The sequence below is a fragment of the Allomesorhizobium camelthorni genome (genome assembly GCF_011045125.1).
GTDB classification, from domain to species: Bacteria; Pseudomonadota; Alphaproteobacteria; order Rhizobiales; family Rhizobiaceae; genus Allomesorhizobium; species Allomesorhizobium camelthorni.
Genome location: NZ_JAAKZF010000007.1, coordinates 63,175 through 89,850, shown reverse-complemented (window position 1 = coordinate 89,850; position 26,676 = coordinate 63,175). Strand labels below are relative to the sequence as shown.

Sequence of the window (26,676 nt, the reverse complement as noted above, 5' to 3'; positions counted from 1 at the left end):
AGCTTTCCTGACCAGAGCAGTGCGCCAATTCGCACCAACGCTGCGGCCTTGTGATGTCCAGCCTCGCGACAACACTGAAGCCGTTTCGCAGCAAAGATAGCGGCACGAGCGACGCGGAGCGGCGCTTCAAGATCGGCCTGCTCGTGCTCGGTTTTTGCCATCTCGTCTACTTCTGCGTAGCGAAATACAGCGAAGCCTCCGGAATTACCGGTGTTCTCTACCCGCAAGGTGACCCGGTCGGTGGGGACTTCATCAATCTTTGGAGCGTGGCGAAGCTCATCCTGTCGGATCGCATCCCTGACATCTATCAGGTCGATCATTTCATGGCCTTTCAGGATTCGGTCACAGGTGGAGCGAATATCGGCCTGCGCCTATGGGCGTACCCTCCGCATTCGCTGCTGCTGGCTTGGCCGTTCGGATTGATCGGCTATTACGCGGCGCTGGCGATCTGGTCCATGATCGGCTTGGCGGTGCTGATCGCCGGCGCCCGGCGCTTTGGTTTCGATCGGTTTGAGATCGCCATAATTCTCACATCGCCAGCGACTGTCTTGAACCTCTATTATGGGCAGTCCGGCAGCCTCGCGACCGGTCTGATGCTCCTGGCGCTATCGGCACGCACCGGACGCGATCCGGTCTCGATAGCCGCGGCGGCGCTGCTGACGATCAAGCCGCAAGTCGGATTTCTGCTGCCGCTGCTGTGGGCGTTCCAGCGCCGCTGGTGGATGATCGCGTGGACCGCACTCGCTATGGCTGCCCTCTTGGCGCTGGCCGTCGCACTGTTCGGCCTCGATCCATGGCGCGACTACCTCGGCGACACGCTGCCAGCACTGAACGCGCTCGAGCGCGAGGGTAGCGGACCTTTCATGACAATGATCCCCTCTACTTTCATGGCGATGCGCATCGTCACCGGCAATTCGGCGTCTGCGATGCTCATTCATTTCGGCTTCGCGGCCCTCGTCGCGGCTGTGCTCGTCTTTCGGCTGTGGCGGGTTGAGGACTCCGACCGTCGTGCCGCAATGGTGCTTATCGCCACCGCTCTGATGACGCCCTATATTCACAACTACGATCTGGCTCTGCTGCTTTGCGGTGCGCTGCTGATGGCCCGCCGCTGGTCGTTCTCTGAAAAGCGGCCACTCCGGGGCGAGTTGCTGGTGATGATCGCCTGGGCGCTGCCTCAACTCGTCGTCTTGGCGCTGCCTCAACTCGTCGTCTTGCTGAACACGATCGGCCTGCCGATCTCGCCCCTGCTCATCTTGCCGCTGCTGTTCATGGCTTGATGACTAGATGACAATTTGATTGTTCAAAGAATCGCCAACCGGCCAGCGACTGCCAATTCTCCACTCACAGCTTCCTGAGCGCCACTTCCTCGACCAGATGATCGGCGGCCTTACGCAGGATCAGATCGGCGCGCGGTCGTGTCGGCAGGATGTTCTCGCGCAGGTTCTTCAGGTTGATGTTGGCCCACAGCCCCTCGTGCTTGGCGGGCTCGCCTTCCACGGCGTCGACCACATCCGGCGATATCCACGCTCTTGAAGAATGGCGGGCGGATCAATCTGACGTCGAGAAGGGTGACTAGGCCCGGCACGATCTAAGCACTCTGTTGAGATTCTTGCGCTAAGAGCCTTCCCATCAACGCAAACGGCGAGGACCGGGCGTGACACGATCGCGGTGCTGGCAGGGGTGGAGGATTGTAGCACGCGAGAGCAGGCGCCTTGTGCGCGGGGATGCCGGACTCTACCTGCTGGTGGTCGCCTACACCGCGCTTGGGCTTCTGGCGCTGAGCGCCACCGGTAGGGGGGAGAGCGCGGCTTATGGTGTCTATGTCGCCAAATGGTTCACCTTATTCGGCTTCCTGTTCCCCGTGCTCAACCTCCTCCTGGTCTATGCCATCGTCATCCATCGCGTTGACCGTCGCCGCACGCTGGCGCTGCGCCTGGCGTTTTCGACCGAACGCCTTGCCTGCCTTGTCGCCGGCGTCGCGCTGCTGCTCTCCATGATGCTGTTTCAAGGCACTTACACATCCCTCAAGAACGCGCTGCCCCACTGGCAAGGCGGGTTTCCGCACGACCGTCTCCAGGCCGATATCGATCGCTGGCTCCATTTCGGCGTCGACCCTTGGATCTGGCTCTACCGGATTGGCGAGCACGACCTCGTGCGCCTGGTCCTGGAATGGAACTACAACGTGCTGTGGTTCGCATTGTGCTTCGGAGCCCTGTTTTATGTCGCCACGTCGCCTCGCACTCGCAGGATGCGGACACGCTACCTCGTCTGCTTCATGCTAGTGTGGGTCGTGTGCGGCAATCTTCTCGCCGGGCTGTTCCTATCAGCGGGGCCGGCCTTCTACGGCGCGGTGACTGGCGACGAAGGCCGCTTTGCGGCGCAGCTCGCCTTCCTTGCCCATGGTGCACAGAGCACCAACTCGGCTGTCACCTACCAGACTTATCTCTGGTCGCTCCACCAATACGGGACTGCGGGTTTCGGCTCGGGTATTTCGGCGTTCCCGAGCGTGCATGTGGCCCTGGCAGCACTCAATGCTCTCTTCCTGTGGGACCATTCGAGCCGGCTGGGGCTTGCCGCCTTCGCCTATGTAGCGGTCATCGTCGCGAGTTCGGTCTACCTGGCGTGGCACTATGCGATCGACGGCTATGCCTCGATCGCCATCGTTGCCGTGATCTACTTCGGGGTCAAGCATATAGAGGCATGGGCGACGGGAGAACGGCAGGCTCACAGCTTCCTGAGCGCCACTTCCTCGACCAGATGATCGACGCCCTTGCGCAGGATCAGATCGGCTCGCGGGCGTGTCGGCAGGATGTTCTCGCGCAGGTTCTTGAGATTGATGTTGGCCCACAGCCCCTCGGCGATGGCGCGGGCCGCGTCTTCCGACAGTTGCGAATAGCGGTGGAAGAAGGATTGGGGATTGCGGAACGCCGTCTCCCGGAGCCGCATGAAGCGGGTGATGTACCAGTTGTGGATCATCTCCTCGTCGGCGTCGATATAGATCGAGAAGTCGAAGAAATCGGAGACGAAGGGCACGTATTTGCCGTCCTTGGGCAGGTCGCCCGCCTGCAGTACGTTGAGGCCCTCGAAGATCAGAATGTCGGGCCGGTCGATGGTGACATACTCGCCGGCCACCACATCGTAGGTCAGATGCGAATAGACGGGCGCGCGCACGTTCGGCTGGCCGGATTTGATCGCCGACAGGAAGCGCAGGATCGCCCCGACGTCGTAGCTGTCCGGAAAGCCCTTGCGCTCCATCAGGTTTTCGCGGCGCAATATCTCGTTGGGATAGAGGAAGCCGTCGGTGGTGACGAGGTCCACCTTGGGGCTTGACGGCCAGCGGGCGAGCAGTTCCTTCATGACGCGCGCCGTGGTCGACTTGCCGACCGCCACCGAGCCGCCCATGCCAATGATGAAGGGCGTCTTGACGGCATCGTTCGAATTGAAAAAAACCTTGCGCTGGCGAAACAGCAATTGGCTCGCTTCGACATGCGCCGAAAGTAGCCGCGACATCGACAGATAGATGCGCCGCACCTCGTCGAGGTCGATCGGATCGTAAAGCGAACTCAGCCTGCCAACTTCGCTCTCGGTCAGCGTCAGTGGCGTGTCGGCACGAAATTCCGCCCAGCGTTCCGCCGAAAAAAACCGATAAGGCGAATATTTCTCGGTCGGGACGAGTTGATCCATCGCTTTTCCCACATTGCGCCGGCCTGTTCAGCTCCGGTCGCGCGCCGCCTTTTCGGCCGTGCCCGACCGCGCGGTGCGCCGCTCCAGTTCGGCCATCACATCCGAAGTCGAGACGCCTGCGATCGTCAGCACAACCAGCCAATGATAAAGAAGATCGGCGCTTTCCGAAATGACGGCTTTGGCGTCGCCCTTGACGGCTGCGATCACCGTCTCGACCGCCTCCTCGCCAAGCTTCTGCGCCGCTTTTTCGATACCGCGCTCATAGAGCTTCGCCGTCCACGATTCCGGATCGCCGGAGCGGGCGCGCGTTGCTATGATCCTCTCCAGATCGGCGAGCGAAAAATCCGTCATCGAAAAAACCCTGTATGACGGTCAGGCGATGGAGTCCAGCCGCATCGGCAGGCCGGCGGCGGCCATATGGGCCTTGGCCTCGGCTATGGTGAACGTTCCGAAATGGAAGATCGAGGCGGCGAGCACCGCCGTCGCATGGCCGTCGCGAATGCCCGAGACCATGTGGTCGAGCGTGCCGACGCCGCCGGACGCGATAACCGGGGCGCGCACCGCATCGGCAACCGCGCGGGTCAGCGCTATGTCGTAGCCTGCCTTGGTGCCGTCGCGGTCCATCGAGGTGAGCAGGATCTCGCCGGCGCCGAGGTCGACCACACGCCGCGCAAACTCGATCGCGTCGATGCCGGTTTTTTCCCGGCCGCCATGAGTGAAAATCTCCCAGCGGTCGGCTTCGCCCGGGCCCGAAACCTTCTTGGCGTCGATGGCGACGACAATGCACTGGTTGCCGAACTTGTCGGCGGCCTCGGCGACGAAATCCGGGTTTTTCACGGCGGCCGTGTTGATCGAGACCTTGTCGGCTCCGGCGAGCAGCAGCTTGCGAATGTCGGCGACCTGACGCACGCCGCCGCCAACGGTCAGCGGCATGAAACATTGCTCGGCCGTGCGGGCGACGACATCGAAGATCGTCTCGCGGTTTTCCGACGAGGCGGTGATGTCGAGGAAGCAGAGCTCGTCCGCGCCTGCCGCATCATAGGCTTTGGCCGCCTCTACCGGATCGCCGGCGTCGATCAGATCGACGAAGTTGACGCCCTTGACGACGCGGCCGTCCCTGACGTCCAGGCAGGGGATGACGCGAGCTTTCAGCATTATGATTTCCTCAGCGCCGCGAGAAAGTCGACCAGAAGCGTCGAGACCGCCGACGGGACCTTCCGGGCTACGTCGACCGATGGATCGTATGCCGAGATTGTCATGCCGGAAACCGGAAAGGACTGCGCCAGGTCGCAGACAGTCCTTCGAAGCTGCGCTGGATAAGGCCCGCCCGGTGTAGCGTAGCGATTCACAAGCAGCGTCTCCGGATCATGGACGTCAAGATCGAGATGCAGGTGGAGACGGCTAGCTCCAGCCGCAATGAGTTTGCCGGCCTGACCGACCGCTTCCTCGCAAGGCGCGCGAACGACCGGCAGTCTATCGAGCAGCAATTTCTCGTCTGGGTCGAGATCGCGCGCATCGACCAGCAGGCAGCGTTCTGGCTCGATCGCTCGGAAGCCCGGTATCGCAGCCGTCATCGGGCGCCAGCACAGTCCCAGAATGGAAGACAGAGCCATCCCGTCCAGAAATCCAAAACTGGACGTTTCCGGCGTGTTGATATCGCCATGCTGATCGAACCAGGCAATTGAGTCTGCGTCTTCGCCGGCGACCGCACCCGCGGCGGTCAGGCAATTGCCGGAAAGGACGATCGGGAACCGTTCATCTTCGCATGCAGCGCGAACCTGCGCGGCAACAGCAGAGCAAACGGCAAAGCCGGTTGCAATTTCTCTTCCCGGAACATCTCCGACCCTGTCTATGTCGTGAACGATCAGGTCGTGGCCACGAGACTGGAGGGCGTCGACAAGTCCGGCGGAAAGCAGCGCTTCGGGGCCAAGTCCACATCCGGACCGATAGTGACCGCTGTCGTAGGGCGCCAGTACTATGGCGAGTTTCATCGTTGCGCTCCTAAGGTCGATCAGCGCGCAAGATCGCCAGCGCTTCCTGCGGGTCGATGCGCCCGTCATAGAGCGCGCGGCCCGATATCGCACCTTCCAGCTTTTCCGCGTCGGGCATAGTCATGCGCACGATGTCGGCGATCGAGGCGAGGCCGCCCGAGGCGATCACCGGGATCGACACGGCGTCTGCGAGCTCGATCGTCGCTTCCCAGTTGATGCCGGCCAGAATGCCGTCGCGGTCGATATCGGTATAGATGATCGCCGCGACGCCCGCGCCCTCGAATTTTTGCGCCAGCTCGATCGCGCCGAGTTCCGACGCCTCGGCCCAGCCCTCGACCGCAACCTTGCCGCCCTTGGCGTCGATGCCGACCGCGACCTTTCCGGGAAATTTCTTGCAGGCCTCCCTGACCAGATCGGGATCACGCACCGCCACCGTGCCTAAAATGACCCGCGCCAGCCCCTTGTCGAGCCAGCCTTCGATGTCGGCCAGCGTGCGGATGCCGCCGCCGAGCTGCACCGGGTTTTTCGTGGCCGCAAGGATCGCCTCGACCGCCGCGCCGTTGACGCTGCCGCCGGCGAACGCCCCGTTCAGGTCGACGACATGCAGCCATTCGAATCCCTGGTCCTCGAAAGTCTTGGCCTGGGCCGCGGGATCGGCATTGTAAACCGTGGCCTGCTCCATATCGCCGAGCTTCAGGCGCACGCATTGGCCGTCCTTCAGGTCGATGGCGGGGAAGAGTATCACCGCCTCAAGCGCCTTCGACTATCGCGAAATGCGCGTTCGAATAGGCCTGCCTGAGTTTCAGCGCCGCCTGGTATTCCGGCGAGTGATAGCAGTCGAGCGCGGTCTGGTAGGAATCGAACTCGACCACCACCAGGCGCGTCGCCGCCGGTCCCTCGAAGACCTGCCCTTGGCCGCCGCGCACCAGAAACTTCCCGCCGTATTTGTCGAAGGCCGCTTTGTTGGCGGCGATGTATTTCGGATAGTTTTCCGGGTCGGTCACGTCGACCATCGCCATCCAGTAGCCTTTCTTGCTCATGGTCTCCACCTCAGGAAGTTGGCGATCAGCGCCAGGCCCAGCGCCTGGCTCTTTTCGGGATGAAACTGCGTGCCCGCAAGATTGTCGCGCGCGACGGCCGCGGTAACCGGCCCGCCATAGTCGGTCACGGCAAGGATTTGCGCGGGATCGGTGGCGTCGAGATGATAGGAATGGACGAAATAGGCGTGCAGGCCGCTCTCGCCGGTCGCAATGCCGTCGAACAGCGGGTGCGTGTGTTTCAGGTGAATCGTGTTCCAGCCGATCTGCGGGATCTTCAGCGCCGGGTCGGCCGGCGTGATCTCCTTCACGTCGCCGGCGATCCAGCCGAAACCTTGCGTGACAGTTTTCTCCAGCCCGCGCCCGGACATAAGCTGCATGCCAACGCAGATGCCGAGGAAGGGCCGCCCCTTCGCGATCGCCACTTCCTCGATCGCCTCATCCATGCCCTCCACCGCCGCGAGGCCGGCGCGGCAATCGGCATAGGCGCCGACGCCCGGCAACACGATGCGGTCGGCGCTGCGCACGCGCCCGGCATCGGCCGTCAGGTCGATCTCGGCCGCGACCCCGGCTTCCCGCGCTGCGCGCTGGAACGCCTTGGTGGCCGAGCGCAGATTGCCCGAGCCGTAATCGATGATCGCGACCCGCATGTCAGGCTTTTCCGGGATAATTGAGCAGACCGAGCGCCGGACCGGAGCGCCGGGGCAGCGCTGCCGGCTGCGGCGAAGCGGGCGGGCTCGGCTCGCGCGGCTCGCCGCGTTCAAGCCGCTCGGCATCGAAGAGGTAACGCGCCTCGGCATCGTCGAACGAATCCGCCTCGACCACGCCCCATTCACACCAGCCGCGGCGGCGCAGCGCCGCAAGGCGAAGCGCGGCGCCCTCGATGCCGACATAGACCGAGACGAGCAGCGACAGAAGCGTGCCGGCAAAGCCGAGATCCGCTACCTCGCCAACCGTCGCGAGCACCATCGCCGCGGCGAAAGCTACGATCGCCTCGATCCACAGCCGGTGCCAGAGCAGCCATATCGGCGGCGTCAGGAACCCGAACAGATGGAAGCCGTCGCGCACGAGCACGGCGTCGGCGCGGGTGGGCGGCTCCATGACGACATAGACCGCCACTACTAGCCTCCCAGCGTGCCCTTGGTCGAGGGCACAGCGTCGGGCTGGCGCGGATCGCGCTCCAGCGCCGCGCGCAACACTCGCGCCACCGCCTTGAAACAGGTTTCGGCGATGTGGTGGTTGTTGGCGCCATAGAGGTTGGCGACGTGCAGCGTCGCGCCGGCATTCTGCGCCAGCGCCTGGAAGAATTCGCGCACCAGTTCCGTGTCGAACGTGCCGATCTTCGGCGAGGAGAACGAAACGTCCCAGACCAGGAGGGGCCGGCCTGAGACGTCGATCGCGGCTCGCGTCAGCGTCTCGTCCATGGCAAGGTCGATCGAGGCGTAGCGCATAATGCCGCGCCGGTCGCCGAGCGCCTTGGCCAGCGCCTGGCCGATGGCGATGCCGCAGTCCTCCACCGTGTGATGGTCGTCTATGTGCAGGTCGCCCTTGGCCGTGACCTTCATGTCGATCAGCGAATGCCGCGACAGCTGGTCGAGCATATGATCGAAGAAGCCGACGCCGGTCGCCATTTCAGAGCGGCCGTCTCCTTCGATATCGACGGAGACGGCGATCTCGGTTTCCCTGGTCTTGCGGCTGATCTCGGCGGAGCGGGAGGCCATCGGGCGGTCCTTGCGTTTCAGGAATGCGAGCCTTCTATCAGCATGATCCTGCGAAGGAAAGTTGGCTGGTCGGCGTGCAATGATGAGGTGCGCTGTGGCGTCAGGCTATCCTTCTCGCATAGCAAAGGGGAGAGATAAAGCGCCCGGTCGCGCTCGACGGTTCGTCAGCCGCCACCCCGGTTCCACCCTCTGCCGCGGGCGCCGAACATCTCATAGCCGCCGGGCTTCACCGCGACCGTGTCCTCGAGCTTGATGAAGCCACGCGTCGGGTGCAGCATGGTGGTCTCGACCGATAGCACCATGCCCGCCTCCAGCGGCCGCGCAGCATCCACGCCCTCATAGGTCACCGGGTGGTTGGTCATCAGGAACGGCGCCTCATGGGTGATGAGGCCCATGCCGTGCGCGAAGAAGTCGGTGGAGGCGGCGCTCGGTGAGGCTTTCAGCACGGCCTCAGCATGGGCGATCATATCGCCGCCGAGAACGCCGGGCGCGATCCTGGAGAAGGCTGCCTGCTGAACCGCTTCGATCTCGGCCAGCAGGTCCTGCAATTGTTGGTCCGGCTCGCCGAGCACCGCCATGCGGCAGAGGTCGCCGATATAGCCGTGATAATTGCCGCCGGAATCGAGCGACATCACCTCGCCGGGCTGCCAGGCTTGCGGCGAGACGGCGCGATTATGGCTCGAGCCAAGCGTCAGCAGCGCATATTCGAAGGTCAGGCCGCGGTTCGTCTCCTCGCGGCGGAGCGCATCGACGATCTCCTGCTTCGTCGACCCCGGCCCCTGGCCCGCAAACACCGCCAGCATGGAATCGGTTATCAGTTCCGAGGCCATGCGAAGCTTATCGAGCTCCTCCGGCGTCTTCAGCGCCCTCATCCTTTCCAGCATCGAAGTCGCGTCCACCAGCTTCGCGTCGAGCCGGTCCTGCAGCACGCCATGCGCGTCGGCCGGCAGGAATGGCGGCTCGATGCCGATCCGCGCACCGGCCTTGCCGATCTTCTTGAGGTGCTCGATCGCGAGGCCTGCGGCGTCCAGCGTCCCCCATGTCGCGGTGTGGACCGACGGCGTCCAGAACCGATTGTTGTGATGCTCGCCGCCTTCCATGCGATTGCCGATATAGGCGGCATGCTCCGGCCGGCCTTTTTCATAGATGACGACCGGCAGATAGCGGCTGTGCCCGATCGCATCCATGGCGGCGAAGAAGATGAATTTGTAGCCGCCCAGCAGATACTGGACATTGTGCTTGGAGGTGGCGACCAGGACATCGAGGCCGGCCTCTTCCATGAGGCGGTCGACGCGGGCCTGATCGAACGGGATTCCGATGCCGGAACTTTTGCCGGAAGGTGCATTCATGATCTCTCTCCCTGGCCGCATATATAACTGGTAGGACCAGTTATATGCAATATCCAGCCGGCATGCGGGAGGCCTCAGGCCGCCGGCGATTCCCGAGCCGCCGCGCGCTTGCGGGCAAGTTGCAGCCCGGCAATAAGTGCGGTTGCCGCCAGTGCCGCTCCGACAGGGATCAGGCTGGACGGCTGGTCGGCCTTTTTCAGAACGGCCGTGACATCGTAGCCCACATCGAGTCCGATGCGCTTGGCATAGGAGCCGAAGGCGACATTGGTGATCATCAGCGTATCGCCGGCCGGAGTGACCGTGAGGCCGATGGCACGCAGCCGCTCCAGCGGCTCGGCCGGCTCGCCGAGCGGCACGTTGACCGTCTTGCGCACGTCGTCGCCCATCAGGTCGATGCCCTCGACGATGAAGTTGATCCGAGCATCCTCCGGCGCCTGCTCGACCGCCGACAGGAACTCGCTGGCCGGCAACTCGTCATAGGGAGGCGACACCTGGTTCAGCCACCAGTCCGGCCGGAACAGGGTGAAGCAGACGAGCAGCAGGACAGCGCTTTCCCAGAGCCTGCTCTTCGTCACGAAAAAGTTCATCGTCGCCGCCGAGAAGATCAGGATGGCGGCGAGCGAGACCGCGGCGACCCATATCGTCTGCGGCCAGGTGTCGACGCCGATCAGCAGTATGGCTGGATTGAAGATGAAGACGAAGGGCAGGATCGCCGTGCGCAGCGAATAGAACGCACCCTGGAAACCGGTGGCGATAGGGTCTTCCTTGGAAATCGCCGCCGCGGCGAAGGCGGCAAGCCCGACCGGCGGCGTGATGTCGGCCATGATGCCGAAATAGAAGACGAAGAGATGCACGGCGATCAGCGGGATCGCCAGCCCCGCCTGCGCGCCGAGATCGACCACCACCGGCGCCATCAGCGTCGCCACCAGTATGTAGTTGGCCGTCGTCGGAATGCCCATGCCGAGCACGAGGCTGATCGCGGCGACGAGGATCAGCATCAGGATGACGTTGCCGCCCGAGATGAACTCGACAAGTTCCGTCATCATCAGTCCGAGGCCGGTCAGCGTGATCGTGCCGACGACGATGCCCGCCGTGGCGGTGGCGACCCCGATGCCGATCATGTTGCGCGCGCCGAGCGCCAATCCGTCGGTCAGATCCCATGCTGCGGCGCGCACCGAGCTTGGGAAATGCTCCTTCCGGAAAATCGCCATAAGCGGCCTGCGGGTGGCGACGATGCCGAGGATCGTGACCGTCGCCCAGAAGGCCGACAGGCCGGGCGAAAGCTGCTCGACCATCAGGCACCAGAGCAGAACGGCGATGGGTATGAGAAAGTCCAGCCCGGTCCGGGTCACGTCCCAGGCGCGCGGCAGTTCCAAAATCGGCGCGTTCGGGTCGTCGAGTTCCAGGTCCGGATAGCGCGACGAATACCAGATTGTCGCGACGTAGAGGACGATGCCGGCTATGGCGAGCAGGGTCGGCGCGGCTGTGCCGAAGGTGGCCTGGATGGCGACGATGCCATAGTAAAGGATGCAGACCGCGAGGATGCTGCCGGAAAGCCCGAGCCCCATGCGCAGCCAGCGCTCCCGCCGCGGCGTCGGACGTTGCGGTATAGGCTGCATGTCGAGCTTCACCGCTTCCAGATGCACCATGTAAAGCAGCGCCAGATAGGAGAACACGGCCGGCAGCACCGCATGCTTGACGATCTCCGCATACGGGATGCCGACATACTCGACCATCAGGAAGGCCGCCGCGCCCATGACCGGCGGCATGATCTGGCCGTTGATCGACGCGGTCGCCTCGATCGCGCCGGCCTTCACGCCGGACAGGCCGGTGCGCTTCATCAGCGGTATGGTGAAGATGCCGCCGGAGACAACATTGGACACGGACGAGCCGGAGACGACACCGTTCAGCGCCGAGGAGACCACCGCAACCTTTGCCGGGCCGCCACGCAGATGGCCGAGCAGAGCGATCGAGATCTGCATCATCCAGTTGCCCGCGCCGGCCTTTTCCAGAAGCGTGCCGAACAGCACAAACAGGAAGACGAAGCTTGTCGAGACGCCGAGCGCGATGCCGAACACGCCCTCCGTGGTCAGCCATTGATGGTTGAGGAATTTGACCAGCGAGGCGCCGCGATGCTGGATAACATCCGGCATGTACTGGCCGGCAAAGGTGTAGAAGATGAACACCGAAGCGACGATGACCATGGGCAGGCCGAGCGCGCGGCGGGTCGCTTCGAGGAGAAGCAGGATGCCGACCGTGCCGGTGACGAGGTCGAGCGTCGTCGGCTGGCCCGGACGCCCGGAAAGCTGGACGTAGAACAGGAACAAATAGGCGCCGGCAAAGGCGCCGACGAACGCTAATACCCAATCCAGAAGGGGAACGCGATCGCGCGGCGAGGATCTGAGCGCCGGATAGGCGGTGAAGGTCAGGAACAGCGCGAAACCGAGATGGATGGCGCGGGCCTCAGTATCGTTAAGGATGCCGAAGCCGAAAACGAAAGCCAGGGGCGAGGCGTACCAGAGCTGGAACAGCGACCAGGCGACCGCTACCCAAAGCAGCACCTGTCCGGTGAGCCCGGCCGCATGGCGCCCGCCCGTATCGACCTCGGCTACCAGTTGCTCGAGTTGCTCGAGGTCTACGTCGGCCGTCTGTTCCTTGACTTCGCTCATGACGCCCTCCCTTTTTATGGATTGTCGCCGGCAGGCTCCCCACGAACCCGCCGGCGTATCGTCAGGTTGCGAAGCTTACTTCAGCCAGCCCTTTTCCTTGTAGTACTTTTCCGCGCCGGGGTGCAGAGGCGCCGAATTTCCGTCAGCGACCATCTTCTCCGGGTCGAGATTGGCGAATGCCGGGTGCAGCGACTTGAACTCGTCGAAATTCTCGAACGTCGATTTCACGAGCTGGTACACTGTCTCCTCGGGAACATTGGCCGAGGTGACCAGCGTGGCGAGGACGCCGAAGGTTTCGACGTCGTCGGGGTTGTTGTTGTAAAGACCACCCGGAATGGTCGCCTTGGCGTAATAGGGGTTGTCGGCGACAAGCTTGTCGACCACTTCGCCCGTCAGCGGCACCAGCTTCGCGGCGCAGGTGGTCGTCGGATCCTGGATGTTGGCCGAAGGATGGCCGACGCCGTAGAAGAAGCCGTCGATCTTGCCGTCGCAGAGCGCCGGGCCGTGCTCGTCGGCCTTCAGTTCCGAAGCGAGCGAGAAGTCGGCCAAGGTCCAGTCCATGGCGCCGAGCAGGCGCTCCATCGAGGACCGGGTGCCTGAGCCGGGGTTTCCGACATTGAAGCGCTTGCCCTTGAAGTCCTCGAACTTGGTTATGTTCGCATTCGGATGCGCCAGCACGGTGAAGGGTTCCGGATGGATCGAGAACACGGCCCTCAGATCGGTATGCGCGCCGCCGTCCTTGAAGGATTCCTCGCCCTTCGATGCGTTGTACTGGACGTCCGACTGGGCCATGCCGAAGTCGAGTTCGCCTTCCTTGATCGTGTTGACGTTGAAGGCCGAGCCGCCGGTCGATTCCACCGAGCAACGGATGCCGTGGGTCTTGCGATCCTTGTTCAGCAGCCGGCAGATCGCGCCGCCAGCGGCGTAATAGACGCCTGTCACGCCGCCGGTGCCGATCGTCACGAAATTCTGCTGCGCCATCGCGCCGCCAGAAAACAGCAGCGCGGCCGACAAGGCCACGGCCTGCGCTCCGCGATGCATAATGCGGTCATGTTTCATCTAGTTCTCCCTTGGTGTTGCGTGCCGATGCGGCCATCGCGCTTTTTGTATCGAAGGCACGTCGCGCCATGCTACGATTGTTGCGCTTTATCAATCAAGGGGAATACTTGTTACATGGATGGGCGCGACACGGGTTTCGAGGAGGTCCAGGGCCGCATACTGGCCGATCTGCCCGAACTGAGCTCGGAACTGCGCAAGGCGGCGCGTTTCCTGGTCGATCATCCCGACGAGGTGGCGCTGGTGTCGATGCGGGTGCTGGCCTCGCGCTCGGAGGTGACGCCCACGACATTCGTGCGGCTGGCGCGGCGGCTGGGTTTTGGCGACTGGGCGGCGCTGCGAAAACCTTTCGAGGATCGCCTGCGCTCAGGCAACGCGCCCTTCGCGGCCAAGGCCGATGCACTGGTGAAGCGCGGAGCAGAAGCGATCTTCGCTGAATCGCTGCGGACGATATCGGCCAATCTCGCCGCGGCCGAAGCGGTCAACGGCGGCGACGAAATCGCCAGGGCCTGCGCCATACTGGAGCGGGCGCAGCGCATACGCGTCGCCGGATTCCGCAGCTGCCGCGCACCGGCCCACGCGCTCGTCTATCTCTGCCGGATGTTCCGGCGCGACATCACGCTGCTCGGCGGCGACGGCGGCGCGCTGGAGGCGGAACTGGCTGCGCTCGGTAAGAGGGAAGCCATCGTGGCGATCGGCTTTTCGCCCTATTCGCGCGAACTCGGGCCGGTGGTGGAAGCGGCGCGGCGGCATGGCGTGCCTATCGTCGCAATCGCCGACAGCATGGCGGCCCCGGTCGCACGGCATGCGGAGGTAACCTTGCGCTTCTCGACCGACAGTCCGTCCTTCTTCCCTTCCGTGGCGGCCGCAATGGCCATCGTCGAAGCTCTCGCCGCGACGATGCTGGCGCGCAGCGGTCCGGCCGCCGCCGAGCGGGTCAGGGAGACGGAACTGGAGCTGCAGGCTTTCGGCGCGTATCTGGCGGAGTGAAAGCCTATACGGTGACAGCTGCGTCGATTGCGTCGCCGAGCCGTTCGACGACGGCATCGATCGTCGCGGCGTCTATGATGAAGGGTGGAGCGATCAGCACGTGGTCGCCGTTTACGCCGTCGATCGTGCCGCCGCCGGGATAGGCCGCAAGGCCTCGCGCCATCGCCTCGCGCTTGATCTTCGCATTGAGCTTCAGCTTCGGGTCGAAGGGCGCTTTGGTGGAGCGGTCCTGGACCAGCTCGACGCCCATGAACAGGCCGCGCCCGCGGATGTCGCCGACATGCGCATGATTGCCGAAGCGTTCGCCGAGCCGCCGCGAAAGATGCGCTCCCATGGCCCGGACATTGGCGAGCAGATCGTCGCGCGCAATGACCTCCTGGACGGCCAGCGCGGCGGCGCAGGCCATCGGATGGCAGATATAGGTGTGGCCGTGCTGGAACAGGCCGGAGCCGTTGGCGAAGGCGTCGAAAATCTTTTGGCTGAGCAGCACCGCGCCGATCGGCTGGTAGCCGCCGCCGAGCCCTTTCGCCACCGTCATCAGGTCGGGCGCGACGCCATCCTGCTCGCAGGCGTGCAGCGTGCCGGTGCGGCCCATGCCGCACATCACCTCGTCGAGGATCAGCAGGATGCCGTAGCGGTCGCAGATGGCGCGGATGCGCTTCAAGTAGTCGGCGACCGGCGGCACCGCGCCCGCCGTCGCGCCGACCACCGGCTCCGCCACGAAGGCCATCACCGTCTCCGGGCCAAGCTCCAGCACCTTGTCTTCCAGCGCCTGCGCGGCGCGCGCGGCATAGCTTTCGTCGCTCTCGCCCGGCTCCTGGAACCGATAGGCGTAGCAGGGGTCGATGTGGTGCGTCTCGATCAGCAGCGGGCGAAACTGCGTGCGCCGCATTTCGTTTCCGCCGGTGGCCAGCGCGCCGAGCGTGTTGCCGTGGTAGCTCTGGCGGCGGGCGATGATATTGCGCCGCTGCGGCTCACCGGTCTCGACGAAATACTGCCGCGCCATCTTCAGCGCCGCCTCGATCGCCTCCGAGCCGCCGGAGACGAAGTAGGCATGGCTGATGCCCTGCGGTGCGCCCGCCACCAGCATCTCGGCCAGCCGCTCGGCGGGCTCGTTGGTGAAGAAGCTCGTATGCGCATAGGCGAGCCTGTCCGCCTGGGCATGCAAAGCCGCGGTCACATCCGGATGGCCGTGGCCGAGGCACGACACCGCCGCGCCGCCCGAAGCGTCGATGTAGGAACGCCCGTCGGCATCGAGGAGATGCGCCCCCTGGCCGCCGACGGCCACCGGCAGGCTGGCATGGATCTGGCGATGCAGGATTTTGGTCATGATGTCCTCGGAGGGCCGGCTAGATTACGGCAAGAACCTAGACCCGCCGCCGGAAAGATGCAACATATGTTACATCATCGCTTGAAATGAAACAAATGGATTGATCGCGTGACCGAACCTGACCTGAACGTTGCCGCTCCCGTCGCCATCGCGGTCGCGCCCAACGGCGGCCGGCGCACCAAGGCCGACCACCCGGCGCTGCCCATGACGCCGGATGAACTTGCCGCGACGGCTGCAAGCTGCCTGGAGGCGGGCGCGTCGATGATACATGCGCATGTGCGCGACCTGGAAGGCGGGCATCTACTGGACGCCGATGCCTATCGCGCCGCGATTGCCGCGATCCGTGCTGCCGTGGATGACCGGCTGGTGATCCAGATCACCAGCGAGGCGCTTGGCATATATTCGCCCGCCGAGCAGATGGAGGTGGTTCGCAAGGTGCGGCCGGAGGCGGTGTCGCTCGCGCTGAGGGAATTGCTGCCGGACGAGAGCCACGAGGCCGGTTTCGCGGAGTTTCTGGGCTGGCTGCGCCGTGAAAAAATCATGCCGCAGATCATCCTCTACACGCCCGAAGAGGCGGTAAAGCTCGCCGGACTTAAGGCGCGAGGCCTGGTCCCGTTCGAGGATATTCCGGTGCTGTACGTGCTCGGCCGCTATACCGCCGGCCAGAGATCGTCGCCCGGCGACCTCCTGCCGTTCCTAGCGCCCGGCATGCCGCGCTTTGGCCACTGGTCGGTCGGCGCTTTCGGCGCGCGCGAGACTGCCTGCGTCACGGCCGGAGCGCTGCTCGGCGGCCATGTGAGGGTCGGGTTTGAAAACAATCTATTCCTACACGACGGTTCGCAGGCGTGGGACAATGCGCAACTGGTAGCGGCTGCTGCTGCGGCTGTCTGCGCCTGCGGTCTGCGCCCCGCGACCGCGGAAGAACTGCGCCAGGACTGGCAGCGGATCGTCTGATCAGGCGTCGGGTGGGCCTAGCTGGAACTACTCGCTTGCGCGGTCGACGGGTCGATCTGCAGATTCTTCGGCAATGGTAGACTTGAGCATCGCATATGCATCTCGCGGGCGAGTAGCTTTCGTTGCTTTTCCTGGTGCTCTTTGCCAGCTGCTACGAGCGCAAGCCCATACGGGCCAATCAAGAGACCGGCCGTCCAGTTGAGGTTCCTCTCCTTGTAGTTCAAAGCCTGCACGCGGATTTGTTCGCACTGCGGCGAACGCCATTTTGGGTCTTGGATCGAGAGCGTGGCTGCATAGTCGGCGGGCGAGGTCGTGCAACCGGCGACCATTGCCGCCACAACGCCTACCGCGATCCAAATCTTAGCGGTTCGCATCATTTCCGGTCGAGCCTTCTCCGGCTTGCCATCCTTCGGTGAAGCCATCGAACCGCATTGCCCACACATGATGTTGAAAAAATCTACGGGCCGTTAACCCGTCGAAATTTGGTGGAGCCAAGCGGGATCGAACCGCTGACCTCCTGCATGCCATGCAGGCGCTCTCCCAGCTGAGCTATGGCCCCATTCCGGCTTGAAGGCCGGCGCCGTTTCCGGCGGGAATTCCGGTTCGGGCATCTGGCCCGAGCCGTCATCGAAGGCGGCTTCTAAACCGGCTCCGTTCGCAGATCAAGCCTTTGCATCAGGCTTTGATCGAATTGTGCGGCGCCGCGGCATCACGGCCAGCGCTACCGCATTCCCGGCTCAGACGTCGTCGTCGTCGCCGACGCCGATAATGTCGGAAACGTCGTCGTCGTCTTCCTCTTCGTCTTCGAGGAACACGTCTTCGTCATCGTCGCCGAGGTCGACATCTTCCTCGTCCTCGATCTCGGGAAGATCGTCGGCGGTCTTGGCCTCGTCATCGGCCTCCTCGAGCGAAACGACTTCCGCGCCTTCCTCCTCGGTGTCGAGTTCCTTCTCCTCGACTTCTTCTTCCTCTTCGAGGGCCTTGCTGCTTGCGGAATCGAAATAGGACCGCGGATAGGTCTTCCCGGTGTAGGGGGAGACGATCGGGTCCTTGTTCAAATCATAGAACTTCCGACCCGTTTCCGGGTCGATGCGCTTTGTACCGAGTTCGGATTTCGCCACTGCTGAGCCTCGTCCTTGAAAGTCGGTCCCCTTAGCGGCTGATTCCTGGTCTGTCAAAGCCAAAATCCCGGCTTTGCGGAACGGCCGTCGCGGGGGATGACCAAGGCTCCGACGCATGATAGGAACCGCCGCGAAGATAAGGAAAATGCGGGTTTTCGCCGCCGTTTCCGCATGAGGAAGAATATGGCGCACAACTCGCCCGCACAGCCGGCAACGGCAAAAAAATCGGCGGCACTGGCCGGAACGGTCCGGATGCCCGGCGACAAGTCGATCTCGCACCGCTCATTCATGTTCGGCGGGCTGGCTTCCGGTCAGACGCGCATCACCGGCCTGCTCGAAGGCGAGGACGTGATGCGCACCGGCGAGGCGATGAAGGCGATGGGCGCGCGCATCGAAAAGCGTGGCTCCGAATGGATCATCGACGGCACGGGCAATGGCTGCCTGCTTGAGCCGACCGCGCCGCTCGATTTCGGCAATGCCGGCACCGGCTCGCGGCTGACCATGGGCCTCGTCGGCACATACGATATGGAGACAACCTTCATCGGCGACGCCTCGCTGTCCGGCCGGCCGATGGGCCGCGTGCTCGACCCGCTGCGCGAAATGGGCGTCCAGGTGCTCAAGGCTTCGCCGGGCGACCGCATGCCGATCACGCTGCGCGGGCCGAAAACCGCTGCGCCGATCTCGTACCGCGTGCCGATGGCCTCGGCGCAGGTCAAATCCGCCGTGCTTCTCGCCGGGCTGAACACGCCGGGCATTACGACAGTGATCGAGCCGGTGATGACTCGCGACCACACAGAGAAGATGCTGAAAGGTTTCGGCGCGAACCTCGAAGTGGAGACCGACCGCGACGGCGTTCGGCATATCCGCATCGAAGGCCAGGGCAAGCTCGTCGGCCAGACCATCGCCGTGCCCGGCGACCCGTCTTCGGCGGGCTTTCCGCTGGTGGCGGCGCTGATCGTGCCTGGCTCCGACATTATAATCGAAAACGTGCTGATGAACCCGACCCGCACTGGCCTCATCACGACGCTTCTGGAAATGGGCGCGTCCATCGATCTGCTCAATCCGCGCAATGCCGGTGGCGAGGATGTCGCCGATTTGCGTGTTCGCTCGTCGCAACTGAAAGGCGTCGGCGTTCCGGCCGAACGCGCGCCGTCGATGATCGACGAATATCCGGTGCTGGCCGTCGCCGCATCATTCGCCGAGGGCGAGACGCTGATGCAGGGGCTGGAAGAACTGCGCGTGAAGGAATCGGACCGGCTTTCGGCGGTCGCCAATGGCCTGAAAGCGAACGGCGTCGACTGCACCGAGGGCGAGGCTTCTCTCGTCGTGGGCGGAAAGCCGGGCGGCAAGGGACTTGGCGGCGGTCTGGTAAAGACCCATCTCGACCACCGCATCGCCATGAGCTTTCTTGTCATGGGCCTCGCCGCCGAAAAGCCGGTCACCGTTGACGATAGGGCCATGATCGCGACGAGCTTCCCGGAATTCATGGGCCTGATGACCGGAATGGGAGCGGAGATCGACTGACATGTACCAGCCACCGCAGTTTCGCGAAGACGACCTAACCGTTCAGCATTCGTTGATCCGCGCCCACCCGCTCGGCCTGCTGATATCGGCCGGGCCTGATGGGCCGACGGCGAATGCCTTGCCTTTTCATCTGGTCGCGGAGGGCTCGCCGAAAGGAGTGCTCCAGGTCCACATGTCGCGCGCCAACGGGCAATGGAAGAAAATCGCAGCGGGCGCGCCGGTGCTTGTCGTCTTCCAGGGCGACAACGCCTACATCACGCCCTCTTGGTACGCGACCAAGCGCGAGACCGGCAAGGTCGTGCCGACCTGGAACTACGCCATCGTCCAGGTGCGCGGTACCGCGAAGGTCATCGACGACACCGGGTGGCTGCGCACCCAGATCGAGGCGCTGACCGGCGAGCACGAAGGTCTCCGTCCTACGCCCTGGTCGGTCGGCGATGCGCCGGATGCGTTCGTTGGGGCCCAGCTCAAGGGCATCATCGGCGTGGAGATCGCGATCACCGAGATCGAAGGCAAATGGAAGGTCAGCCAGAACCGGCCTAAGGCGGACATTGCCGAGGTCATCGAGGGGCTGGGCGCTGCCACTGAGGTTCACGCCAATCCGGGAATGGCCGACCTCGTGCGGCGCTATGGTGACGATCTATGATGGTGTCACCGCTGACGGCACCATGATCGCGACCAGCTTGCCGGAGTTCAGGGGCTGAGGGTCGGGCTCGGCGCGGAGTTCAAATGATTGCCTTGGCCAATTGACAGAATGAGCGAACACTGACTCATGATGATTGCGGTAACCAGGAGCAACAGCATGGATGCGCTGATCGGCGTTGGCCTCTACACCCCAGCGGAAGCTGGCCGGCTCTTGCAAGTGCCGCCGCCTAAAATTGTAAGGTGGATGCGCGGCCATAACATTGGCAACAAACAATATGCTCCGCTTTGGAAGCCAGAAATCGAACTTGGCGACGAGCGCATTTTTCTGGGATTCCGCGACCTCATGGAGGTTCGCGTTGCTAATGCGTTTATTAAAGCTGGACTTTCGGCAATTAGAGTGCGCGCTGCCATCGAGCTAGCGCAGGAAATAATAGGACAGGATCACCCGTTGTCCACTAATCGGTTCCGGACAGATGGAAGAGAGATATTCCTGCAGGTGATAGAAACGGATGAGACGGGCGAACAGCGGGAAAAATTGCTCAACCTGTTTAGACGTCAGTATGAATTCAAAGGAATAATTGATCCTATTCTAAGAACCGTAGATTTTGACGATGACGGACAACCCATGTTGTGGTGGCCGAGAGGTCGGCAAGGCCAGATCGTAGTCGATCCCGCCAGGGCTTTCGGCCAACCAATTGACTCATCCTCCAGTGTTCCTACTGCTATTCTTGCAGCGGCCGCGCGTATAGAAGGTGTCAAGGGTGCGGCCCATGCTTATGAAGTATCAGAAGCATCGGTCGTCAGATCGATCGAATTTGAAGAACAGGTCGGGCAACGGCTAGCTGCGTGAGAGTGCTGTTTGACAACTGCACGGCTCCGGTGTGGGCTTCAACGCTCCACGGCTTCATCAGCCTTTCGGGCCATGCAGCTAGTCATATCAAGGATGTCAAAGGTCTGCCAAAAGGGCGGCATTCTGCCGATATTGATTGGATAAACCATCTACGCAAAAGCCCTGAGGGTTGGATTTTCATATCTGGCGATGGGAGAATTCTCAAGAACGCGGCGGAGCGCGCGGCGCTTCGATCTGCCGGCTTGCATGGCTTTATTCTCGCTCCAGCATATCAGAAGACTCCGATGCATCAGGTGGCCGCGACGCTGGTTTGGAAATGGCCTGAGATTTTACAAGTGACAGAACTTTTGGCCGCGCCCTCCATGCACGAAATCCCGATAGGAAAAAACACCAAACTTCGGCAGTTGCTTTTCTAACCAGAGTAGAGTTTAGCCTCGTTGCAGACCCCACTTACCATAGCCATCGACGGTCCCGCCGCCTCCGGCAAGGGTACGCTCGCCCGGCGGTTGGCGGATTATTACCACCTGCCGCATCTCGACACCGGCCTGACCTACCGGGCGGTGGCGCATATGCTGATCCGGAATGGCTGGCCGCTGGACGACGAGGCGCACGCCATCGAAGCTGCAAGGCAGGTCGATCTCGCCAGTCTGGACAAGCATGCGCTCTCCGCGCATGAGGTCGGCGAGGCAGCCTCGCGCGTGGCGGTCATTCCTGAACTGCGCCGGATATTGGTCGAAAAGCAGCGGGCCTTCGCCCGAAATCCGGCCGGCGCGGTGCTTGACGGACGCGACATAGGAACCGTCGTCTGCCCCGATGCCGATGTGAAGCTCTACGTCACGGCGAGCGCGGAAGTGCGTGCGGAACGGCGGCTGCGTGACATCGAATCGCGCGGCGGCAGGGCGGATTTCGCTGAGATCCTGGCCGACATCGTGCATCGCGACGAGCGCGACATGGGCCGCGCCGACTCGCCGCTCAAGCCCGCCGCCGACGCGCACTTGCTCGACACGTCGGAAATGTCTATAGAAGCCGCGTTTCTGGCAGCCAAAGCCATCGTGGACGATGCCTTGGCCAAAAGAGACAAGGCCTGAAATCCGGCCGGTCGCGTTTTCCCTGAGGGGAACTGCCGCACTGGATTTGGACCAAGCACCAGCATGCCTGCATTCTCATGCGCCGGAAATCGCCGCGAAAGCGGCACCAGGGCCTTTTGGTCCGGAATACGGGCAAGCTAAACGCAACGCAAACAACGGCGCCGGCTCCAGCGACAATGCTGGAGCGTTCCAGGAGAAAATATGTCAACTGCAAACCCCTCTCGCGATGATTTCGCGAGCATGCTCGAAGAATCCTTTTCCGACGGCCATTCCGGCGAAGGTCAGGTCGTCCGCGGCATCATCACCGCGATTGAAAAGGACATGGCCATCATCGATGTCGGCCTCAAGGTCGAGGGCCGCGTGCCGCTGAAGGAATTCGGCGCCAAGGCCAAGGACGGCCAGCTCAAGGTCGGCGACACGGTCGAGGTCTATGTTGAGCGCATCGAGAACGCGCTGGGCGAAGCCATGCTGTCGCGCGACAAGGCCCGCCGCGAAGAAAGCTGGGTCAAGCTCGAAGAGAAGTTCACCAAGGGTGAGCGCGTCGAAGGCGTCATCTTCAACCAGGTCAAGGGCGGCTTCACCGTCGATCTCGACGGCGCCGTGGCCTTCCTGCCGCGCAGCCAGGTCGATATCCGTCCGATCCGCGACGTTTCGCCCCTGATGCACAACCCGCAGCCTTTCGAGATACTGAAGATGGATCGCCGCCGCGGCAACATCGTCGTTTCGCGCCGCACCGTTCTCGAGGAAAGCCGCGCCGAACAGCGTTCGGAAATCGTGCAGAACCTCGAAGAGGGCCAGGTGGTCGAAGGCGTGGTCAAGAACATCACCGATTACGGTGCGTTCGTCGACCTCGGCGGCATCGACGGCCTGCTGCATGTCACCGACATGGCGTGGCGCCGCGTCAACCATCCGACCGAGATCCTCAACATTGGCCAGACGGTCAAGGTGCAGATCATCCGCATCAACCAGGAAACCCACCGCATCTCGCTCGGCATGAAGCAGCTCGAGAGCGATCCGTGGAGCGAGATCGGCACCAAGTTCCCGATCGGCAAGAAGATCAAGGGCACCGTCACCAACATCACCGACTACGGCGCGTTCGTCGAGCTGGAGCCGGGCATCGAGGGCCTCATCCACGTTTCGGAAATGTCGTGGACGAAGAAGAATGTGCACCCCGGCAAGATCCTGTCGACGACGCAGGAAGTCGACGTGGTGGTGCTCGAGGTCGATCCGGCAAAGCGCCGCATTTCGCTCGGCCTCAAGCAGACGCTCGAGAATCCGTGGGAAGCGTTTGCGCGCAACCATCCGGTCGGCGCGATCGTCGAGGGCGAGGTCAAGAACAAGACCGAGTTCGGCCTGTTCATCGGCCTCGAAGGCGACGTGGACGGCATGGTCCACCTCTCCGACCTCGACTGGAACCGTCCGGGCGAGCAGGTCATCGAGGAGTACAATCGCGGCGACATGGTCAAGGCGCAGGTACTCGACGTCGACCAGGACAAGGAGCGCATCTCGCTCGGCATCAAGCAGCTGGCGCGCGATGCGGTCGGCGAGGCTTCGACCTCGGGCGACCTGCGCAAGAACGCGGTCGTCACCTGCGAGGTCACCGGCGTGAAGGATGGCGGGCTGGAAGTCCGGCTCGTCGACCACGGCATCGAAACCTTCATCAAGCGCAACGATCTGTCGCGCGACCGTGACGAGCAGCGCCCCGAGCGCTTCACAGTCGGTCAGAAGGTCGATGCGCGCGTCATCGTCTGGGACAAGAAGACCCGGAAGATACAGGTCTCGATCAAGGCGCTGGAAATCGCCGAGGAGAAGGAAGCGGTCGCCCAGTACGGCTCGACCGATTCCGGCGCGTCGCTCGGCGACATCCTGGGCGCTGCGCTCAAGAACCGCGGCGGCAAGGACGAGTAATCGTCCTTATCTCCCGAAGTTGTAGAAAAGCCCCGCCGGATCGCTCTGGCGGGGCTTTTTCTTGAGCTTCGCTGGTCGCGCTCGCCCACGGGCATATCAGTTACGCGTCGTTGTTTTCCGGAATTGGGCTCGCATTTGTCTTCACGGCCTTTGCACCGGCGAGCTCGAAGCTCGCCGAAATATATCAGCGCCCGGGCCACCGCAGCCTTCTGCCGAATATCTCCTGATCGTTCCAGGCTCGGCCGTGAGCGATCAGGCGACCTCTATCTCGATGAGATAGGTTCTGCCCGAGGCCCGCCTGAGCGCCGCCGGGAGATCGGAGACATTTGCAACCCGCTCGGCCGCTACGCCATAGGCTTCGGCGAGCTTGCAGAAATCCGGCGGCGCGGGCGAAACGCCGACCGGCTCGACGCCGACATCGCGCATCGAGGTTTCGATCTCGCGATAGCCGCGATTGTTCCAGACCACGAAAATGACCGGGGCTCCCGCGTCCAGCGCCGCGCCCAATTCAGGTAATGTGAACTGGAAGCCGCCATCGCCGGTCAGGCAGACCACCGGCGCTTTCGGTTCGGCGAGCGCCGCTCCAATCGCCGCCGGCGGCCCGTAGCCCAGCGCGCCGAAGCCGGTTGCTGCGTTGAACCAGCCGCCCGGCCGGTCGTGGTCGTAATAGAGATTGGCGGCATAGACGGGCTGCGTTGAATCCCCGACGATGATGGAGCCGGGCAGCGTGTCGCGGATCATCTCGACCACCGAGACTTGCTCGCGCATGGCTGGGCCTATCTCGGCGAGGGCGGCGTCTCTTGCTTGCTTGGCGCGGGCAGCGCCGCCTGACCGGGTTCTGCCGGCGGTTTTTGACCCGGCCATTGCGGCAGCAAGCGCTTCGAGCGCTGTCGCACAATCCGCCTGGATGCCAATGATTGCGGGATGGCGCATGAGTTGATCTGCCCCGACGTCGATTCGGATCAGTAGGGCCGGCAGCACGAAGCCGCCATCGGCATACATGTCGTAGTCAGTCGGTCCGAATTCCGTTCCGGCGGCGATGACAAGATCCGATTCCGCCATCAGCGCACGGACGGCCTGAAGGCTCGGGCTGGCGTGAACGCCGAGCGGATGGCGATGGAGCAGCCCACGGGCATTGGCCGTGGTGACGACGGGCGCGTCGAGGCGCTCGGCAAGTCTCGCCAGTTCGGCTCCGGCCCGTTTGGCGCCGCCGCCGGCAAGGATCAGCGGGTTTTCGGCCGCAAGTGCCAGCCTCGCCGCCTCGGCAATTGCGGCTTTGTCAGGCGCTGGGGGCACAACGTTGCCTGGAAGCATCGCCAGTTCGCCGGCGGGCTTGCCCATCACATCGGTCGGTATCTCGATATGCACCGGACCGGGCCGCGCGGTTGCAAAAAGCGTGAAGGCGCGCGCCAGAATTTCAGGCAACTCGGACGCCTGCTCGATACGGTGCGAGAACAGCGCCACCTTCTCCATCATGCCGCGCTGGTCCGGCAATTCGTGGAGATAACCGAGCCCCTTGCCGAGGGTGCCGGTGGCGTTGACGCCGGATATGACCAGCATCGGGACGGAATCGGCGCGCGCCTGGCCCATGGCTGTGATTGTGTTGGTCAGGCCGGGACCGGTGATCACGAACGCGACGCCCGGACGTCCCGAAACGCGGGCGTAGCCGTCGGCCATGAAGCCCGCGCCCTGCTCGTGACGCGGCGTGACGTGGCGTATCTTCGAGCGCGCAAGGCCGCGGTAGAGCTCGACCGTATGGACGCCGGGAATGCCGAACACGGTGTCGACGCCGTGCGCCTCGAGCAGCGAGATCAGCGCCTCGCCGACGGTTTTCTCGTTGCTCACCGCCGCAGCACCGGGCGTGTCAGGCAGGTCGGCCCGCCCTCGCAGGCGATGCACAGCGCGTCCGCCTCGAAAGTCTCGACCGCGCAGCCGGCCGCCTCCATGGCTGCCCTGGTTTTGGGAAAGCCCGCGACGGCGATGACCTGGCGCGGCGCAGTCGGCAGCACGTTGAGGCTGAGGCCGTGGGAGAGGTGGAACTCCTCGGCGTCGCCCTCAACCAGCTCGATGCCGCGCGTCTTGAGCATCTGGTAGAACGCGGCGGGCAGAAGCGGCGCATAGACCAGCGCGAGATCGTCGGCCAGCGGGCTGATCACCGACATCAGGTGAAGGCAGGCCTCCTCGCCATGCCAGAGCGGCAGGTCGTAGCCGTATACCTCGACGCCGAGCGGCGACAGCAAATTTGCGACCTGCTGGATGCCGTCTTGGTTTGTGCGCACGCCGCGGCCGATGGCGAGCGTCTTGGCGTCGACCCAAACGCAGTCGCCACCCTCTACGGTCCCCGGATCTTCGACCCTGCCGAGGATCGGCACGCCCATGCGCCTGTAGGCGGCCTCGTGCAGCGAAGGTTCGGTGCGCCGCAGCGCCTTGCCCATGGAAAGGATGATCGCGCCATGATCCGTCATCAGCGACGGATCGTGGGTAAACACCGAGTCGGCCAGTCCATCCTGGCTATCGTCGAGCCATTCGATCGAAGCGCCGGACGCAGCGACGAGATCGGCCAGCGCCTGGTGCTGTTTCGCCGCGTGTTCAGCATCGAAGCCCGGTCCGTAATGCCAGGTTTCCCGGTCCGCGCCGTTCATCGCGCTGCCGGCGCGGCGCATCAGCACCCGCTTCAGCGGCGCCGCCATCGATTGCGATCCGAACATTTTTCCGGTCTGCAGGTTCAAATCGTCCTCCCGGTTTGCCAACAACATGAA

27 protein-coding genes, 1 tRNA gene and 2 pseudogenes are annotated in these 26,676 nt (G+C 63.4%); 11 read left to right on the top strand and 19 right to left on the bottom strand.

All coding sequences use genetic code 11. The features are described from left to right. Window positions 1–53 precede the first annotated feature (53 nt). On the top strand, window positions 54–1,277 hold the full coding sequence (locus tag G6N73_RS08445; protein ID WP_165026039.1) for a glycosyltransferase family 87 protein: 1,224 nt from the start codon (window positions 54–56) through the stop codon (window positions 1,275–1,277). Window positions 1,278–1,341: 64 nt separating this feature from the next. Here the strand turns inward: G6N73_RS08445 and G6N73_RS08440 are convergent. Further along, window positions 1,342–1,473, bottom strand: a pseudogene (locus G6N73_RS08440) (type I pantothenate kinase); the annotation flags it as partial. Between G6N73_RS08440 and G6N73_RS08435 the strand changes: the two are divergent. Both G6N73_RS08435 and G6N73_RS08430 read left to right on the top strand, forming a co-directional pair. Next, a pseudogene (locus G6N73_RS08435) lies at window positions 1,471–1,592 on the top strand (alpha-ketoglutarate-dependent dioxygenase AlkB); the annotation flags it as partial. The pseudogenes G6N73_RS08440 and G6N73_RS08435 sit on opposite strands and share 3 nt — an antisense overlap. 122 nt (window positions 1,593–1,714) lie before the next feature. Next, window positions 1,715–2,761 carry a phosphatase PAP2 family protein gene (locus tag G6N73_RS08430; RefSeq protein WP_165026037.1) on the top strand — a complete coding sequence of 349 codons (1,047 nt, stop codon included), beginning with the start codon at window positions 1,715–1,717 and terminating at the stop codon, window positions 2,759–2,761. Here the strand turns inward: G6N73_RS08430 and coaA are convergent. The 12 genes from coaA to G6N73_RS08370 form a co-directional block, all read right to left on the bottom strand. Then, on the bottom strand, window positions 2,725–3,684 hold the full coding sequence (gene coaA, locus G6N73_RS08425) for a type I pantothenate kinase (protein ID WP_165026034.1): 960 nt from the start codon (window positions 3,682–3,684) through the stop codon (window positions 2,725–2,727). The two genes, G6N73_RS08430 and coaA, sit on opposite strands and share 37 nt — an antisense overlap. Before the next feature lie 27 nt (window positions 3,685–3,711). Then, entirely contained in the window at window positions 3,712–4,035 is a 324-nt protein-coding gene (locus G6N73_RS08420) for a phosphoribosyl-ATP diphosphatase (protein WP_165026032.1), read from the bottom strand. A gap of 21 nt (window positions 4,036–4,056) precedes the next feature. Beyond that, a complete protein-coding gene (hisF, locus tag G6N73_RS08415) occupies window positions 4,057–4,842 on the bottom strand; it encodes an imidazole glycerol phosphate synthase subunit HisF (protein ID WP_165026218.1) in 786 nt (261 codons plus the stop codon). Further along, window positions 4,839–5,675 (bottom strand): arginase family protein, encoded by an 837-nt coding sequence (locus G6N73_RS08410; RefSeq protein WP_165026029.1) that lies wholly within the window; start codon window positions 5,673–5,675, stop codon window positions 4,839–4,841. The genes hisF and G6N73_RS08410 overlap by 4 nt, the downstream gene beginning before the upstream one ends. Before the next feature lie 10 nt (window positions 5,676–5,685). Next, complete coding sequence (gene hisA / locus G6N73_RS08405; RefSeq protein ID WP_165026027.1) at window positions 5,686–6,420, bottom strand: 1-(5-phosphoribosyl)-5-[(5-phosphoribosylamino)methylideneamino]imidazole-4-carboxamide isomerase; 735 nt, start codon at window positions 6,418–6,420, stop codon at window positions 5,686–5,688. Window positions 6,421–6,424: 4 nt separating this feature from the next. Next, entirely contained in the window at window positions 6,425–6,715 is a 291-nt protein-coding gene (locus G6N73_RS08400) for a DUF1330 domain-containing protein (RefSeq protein WP_165026024.1), read from the bottom strand. Continuing rightward, entirely contained in the window at window positions 6,712–7,362 is a 651-nt protein-coding gene (gene hisH / locus G6N73_RS08395) for an imidazole glycerol phosphate synthase subunit HisH (RefSeq protein ID WP_165026021.1), read from the bottom strand. Before hisH ends, G6N73_RS08400 begins: the two co-directional genes overlap by 4 nt. Before the next feature lies 1 nt (window position 7,363). Next, window positions 7,364–7,831: a DUF2628 domain-containing protein gene (locus G6N73_RS08390; protein ID WP_165026019.1), complete on the bottom strand. Its 468-nt coding sequence runs from the start codon at window positions 7,829–7,831 to the stop codon at window positions 7,364–7,366. 2 nt (window positions 7,832–7,833) lie between these two features. Beyond that, window positions 7,834–8,433 (bottom strand): imidazoleglycerol-phosphate dehydratase HisB, encoded by a 600-nt coding sequence (gene hisB / locus G6N73_RS08385; RefSeq protein ID WP_165026016.1) that lies wholly within the window; start codon window positions 8,431–8,433, stop codon window positions 7,834–7,836. A gap of 164 nt (window positions 8,434–8,597) precedes the next feature. Further along, on the bottom strand, window positions 8,598–9,782 hold the full coding sequence (locus tag G6N73_RS08380) for a M24 family metallopeptidase (RefSeq protein ID WP_165026014.1): 1,185 nt from the start codon (window positions 9,780–9,782) through the stop codon (window positions 8,598–8,600). A 74-nt stretch (window positions 9,783–9,856) separates the two neighbouring features. Beyond that, complete coding sequence (locus G6N73_RS08375; protein WP_165026011.1) at window positions 9,857–12,451, bottom strand: TRAP transporter permease; 2,595 nt, start codon at window positions 12,449–12,451, stop codon at window positions 9,857–9,859. A gap of 75 nt (window positions 12,452–12,526) precedes the next feature. Next, window positions 12,527–13,510 (bottom strand): TAXI family TRAP transporter solute-binding subunit, encoded by a 984-nt coding sequence (locus G6N73_RS08370; RefSeq protein ID WP_165026009.1) that lies wholly within the window; start codon window positions 13,508–13,510, stop codon window positions 12,527–12,529. A gap of 114 nt (window positions 13,511–13,624) precedes the next feature. Here G6N73_RS08370 and G6N73_RS08365 point away from each other — a divergent pair, with 114 nt between their 5' ends. Continuing rightward, window positions 13,625–14,497, top strand: a complete 873-nt coding sequence (locus tag G6N73_RS08365; protein WP_165026006.1) for a MurR/RpiR family transcriptional regulator — start codon at window positions 13,625–13,627, stop codon at window positions 14,495–14,497. Between the two features lie 4 nt (window positions 14,498–14,501). Here G6N73_RS08365 and G6N73_RS08360 read toward each other — a convergent pair whose 3' ends face one another. After that, a complete protein-coding gene (locus G6N73_RS08360) occupies window positions 14,502–15,827 on the bottom strand; it encodes an aspartate aminotransferase family protein (RefSeq protein ID WP_165026004.1) in 1,326 nt (441 codons plus the stop codon). Between the two features lie 108 nt (window positions 15,828–15,935). Between G6N73_RS08360 and G6N73_RS08355 the strand changes: the two genes are divergently transcribed. Further along, window positions 15,936–16,781: a 3-keto-5-aminohexanoate cleavage protein gene (locus G6N73_RS08355; RefSeq protein ID WP_165026001.1), complete on the top strand. Its 846-nt coding sequence runs from the start codon at window positions 15,936–15,938 to the stop codon at window positions 16,779–16,781. A 17-nt stretch (window positions 16,782–16,798) separates the two neighbouring features. On the opposite strand, the gene G6N73_RS08350 is transcribed toward G6N73_RS08355, so the two are convergent. The 3 genes from G6N73_RS08350 to G6N73_RS08340 form a co-directional block, all read right to left on the bottom strand. Then, entirely contained in the window at window positions 16,799–17,155 is a 357-nt protein-coding gene (locus tag G6N73_RS08350; protein ID WP_165026215.1) for a hypothetical protein, read from the bottom strand. A gap of 109 nt (window positions 17,156–17,264) precedes the next feature. Next, window positions 17,265–17,340 (bottom strand) — tRNA-Ala (locus tag G6N73_RS08345). Between the two features lie 178 nt (window positions 17,341–17,518). Beyond that, the gene (locus G6N73_RS08340) at window positions 17,519–17,902 is read right to left on the bottom strand and encodes a TIGR02300 family protein (protein WP_165025998.1); all 384 of its coding nucleotides are present in this window, start codon (window positions 17,900–17,902) and stop codon (window positions 17,519–17,521) included. A 183-nt stretch (window positions 17,903–18,085) separates the two neighbouring features. Here G6N73_RS08340 and aroA point away from each other — a divergent pair, with 183 nt between their 5' ends. The 6 genes from aroA (at window position 18,086) to rpsA (ending at window position 23,917) form a co-directional block, all read left to right on the top strand. Then, complete coding sequence (aroA, locus tag G6N73_RS08335; RefSeq protein ID WP_165025996.1) at window positions 18,086–19,426, top strand: 3-phosphoshikimate 1-carboxyvinyltransferase; 1,341 nt, start codon at window positions 18,086–18,088, stop codon at window positions 19,424–19,426. Between the two features lies 1 nt (window position 19,427). Further along, window positions 19,428–20,072 (top strand): FMN-binding negative transcriptional regulator, encoded by a 645-nt coding sequence (locus G6N73_RS08330; protein ID WP_165025993.1) that lies wholly within the window; start codon window positions 19,428–19,430, stop codon window positions 20,070–20,072. Window positions 20,073–20,228: 156 nt separating this feature from the next. Further along, entirely contained in the window at window positions 20,229–20,921 is a 693-nt protein-coding gene (locus tag G6N73_RS08325) for a hypothetical protein (RefSeq protein WP_246251769.1), read from the top strand. Beyond that, window positions 20,918–21,337 carry a PIN-like domain-containing protein gene (locus G6N73_RS08320; RefSeq protein ID WP_165025991.1) on the top strand — a complete coding sequence of 140 codons (420 nt, stop codon included), beginning with the start codon at window positions 20,918–20,920 and terminating at the stop codon, window positions 21,335–21,337. The genes G6N73_RS08325 and G6N73_RS08320 overlap by 4 nt, the downstream gene beginning before the upstream one ends. A gap of 21 nt (window positions 21,338–21,358) precedes the next feature. Next, window positions 21,359–22,009, top strand: a complete 651-nt coding sequence (cmk, locus tag G6N73_RS08315) for a (d)CMP kinase (RefSeq protein WP_165025988.1) — start codon at window positions 21,359–21,361, stop codon at window positions 22,007–22,009. Window positions 22,010–22,210: 201 nt separating this feature from the next. Next, window positions 22,211–23,917 carry a 30S ribosomal protein S1 gene (gene rpsA, locus G6N73_RS08310; protein WP_165025986.1) on the top strand — a complete coding sequence of 569 codons (1,707 nt, stop codon included), beginning with the start codon at window positions 22,211–22,213 and terminating at the stop codon, window positions 23,915–23,917. A 252-nt stretch (window positions 23,918–24,169) separates the two neighbouring features. On the opposite strand, the gene G6N73_RS08305 is transcribed toward rpsA, so the two are convergent. Together G6N73_RS08305 and G6N73_RS08300 are read right to left on the bottom strand one after the other, a co-directional pair. Further along, window positions 24,170–25,762 carry a 5-guanidino-2-oxopentanoate decarboxylase gene (locus G6N73_RS08305; protein WP_165025983.1) on the bottom strand — a complete coding sequence of 531 codons (1,593 nt, stop codon included), beginning with the start codon at window positions 25,760–25,762 and terminating at the stop codon, window positions 24,170–24,172. Then, a complete protein-coding gene (locus G6N73_RS08300) occupies window positions 25,759–26,607 on the bottom strand; it encodes a dimethylarginine dimethylaminohydrolase family protein (protein WP_165026209.1) in 849 nt (282 codons plus the stop codon). Before G6N73_RS08300 ends, G6N73_RS08305 begins: the two co-directional genes overlap by 4 nt. Between the last annotated feature and the right edge of the window lie 69 nt (window positions 26,608–26,676).

Bases quoted from the DNA above. Each gene is read 5' to 3' on its own strand.
- G6N73_RS08300 (WP_165026209.1), bottom strand. From the start codon at position 26,607: ATGGCGGCGCCGCTGAAGCGGGTGCTGATGCGCCGCGCCGGCAGCGCG.
- G6N73_RS08365 (WP_165026006.1), top strand. From the start codon at position 13,625: ATGGATGGGCGCGACACGGGTTTCGAGGAGGTCCAGGGCCGCATACTG.
- G6N73_RS08380 (WP_165026014.1), bottom strand. From the start codon at position 9,782: ATGAATGCACCTTCCGGCAAAAGTTCCGGCATCGGAATCCCGTTCGAT.
- aroA (WP_165025996.1), top strand. From the start codon at position 18,086: ATGGCGCACAACTCGCCCGCACAGCCGGCAACGGCAAAAAAATCGGCG.
- G6N73_RS08400 (WP_165026024.1), bottom strand. From the start codon at position 6,715: ATGAGCAAGAAAGGCTACTGGATGGCGATGGTCGACGTGACCGACCCG.
- rpsA (WP_165025986.1), top strand. From the start codon at position 22,211: ATGTCAACTGCAAACCCCTCTCGCGATGATTTCGCGAGCATGCTCGAA.
- G6N73_RS08325 (WP_246251769.1), top strand. From the start codon at position 20,229: ATGGATGCGCTGATCGGCGTTGGCCTCTACACCCCAGCGGAAGCTGGC.
- G6N73_RS08420 (WP_165026032.1), bottom strand. From the start codon at position 4,035: ATGACGGATTTTTCGCTCGCCGATCTGGAGAGGATCATAGCAACGCGC.
- hisB (WP_165026016.1), bottom strand. From the start codon at position 8,433: ATGGCCTCCCGCTCCGCCGAGATCAGCCGCAAGACCAGGGAAACCGAG.
- G6N73_RS08330 (WP_165025993.1), top strand. From the start codon at position 19,428: ATGTACCAGCCACCGCAGTTTCGCGAAGACGACCTAACCGTTCAGCAT.
- G6N73_RS08360 (WP_165026004.1), bottom strand. From the start codon at position 15,827: ATGACCAAAATCCTGCATCGCCAGATCCATGCCAGCCTGCCGGTGGCC.
- G6N73_RS08370 (WP_165026009.1), bottom strand. From the start codon at position 13,510: ATGAAACATGACCGCATTATGCATCGCGGAGCGCAGGCCGTGGCCTTG.
- coaA (WP_165026034.1), bottom strand. From the start codon at position 3,684: ATGGATCAACTCGTCCCGACCGAGAAATATTCGCCTTATCGGTTTTTT.
- G6N73_RS08350 (WP_165026215.1), bottom strand. From the start codon at position 17,155: ATGCGAACCGCTAAGATTTGGATCGCGGTAGGCGTTGTGGCGGCAATG.
- G6N73_RS08375 (WP_165026011.1), bottom strand. From the start codon at position 12,451: ATGAGCGAAGTCAAGGAACAGACGGCCGACGTAGACCTCGAGCAACTC.
- hisH (WP_165026021.1), bottom strand. From the start codon at position 7,362: ATGCGGGTCGCGATCATCGATTACGGCTCGGGCAATCTGCGCTCGGCC.
- G6N73_RS08445 (WP_165026039.1), top strand. From the start codon at position 54: ATGTCCAGCCTCGCGACAACACTGAAGCCGTTTCGCAGCAAAGATAGC.
- G6N73_RS08410 (WP_165026029.1), bottom strand. From the start codon at position 5,675: ATGAAACTCGCCATAGTACTGGCGCCCTACGACAGCGGTCACTATCGG.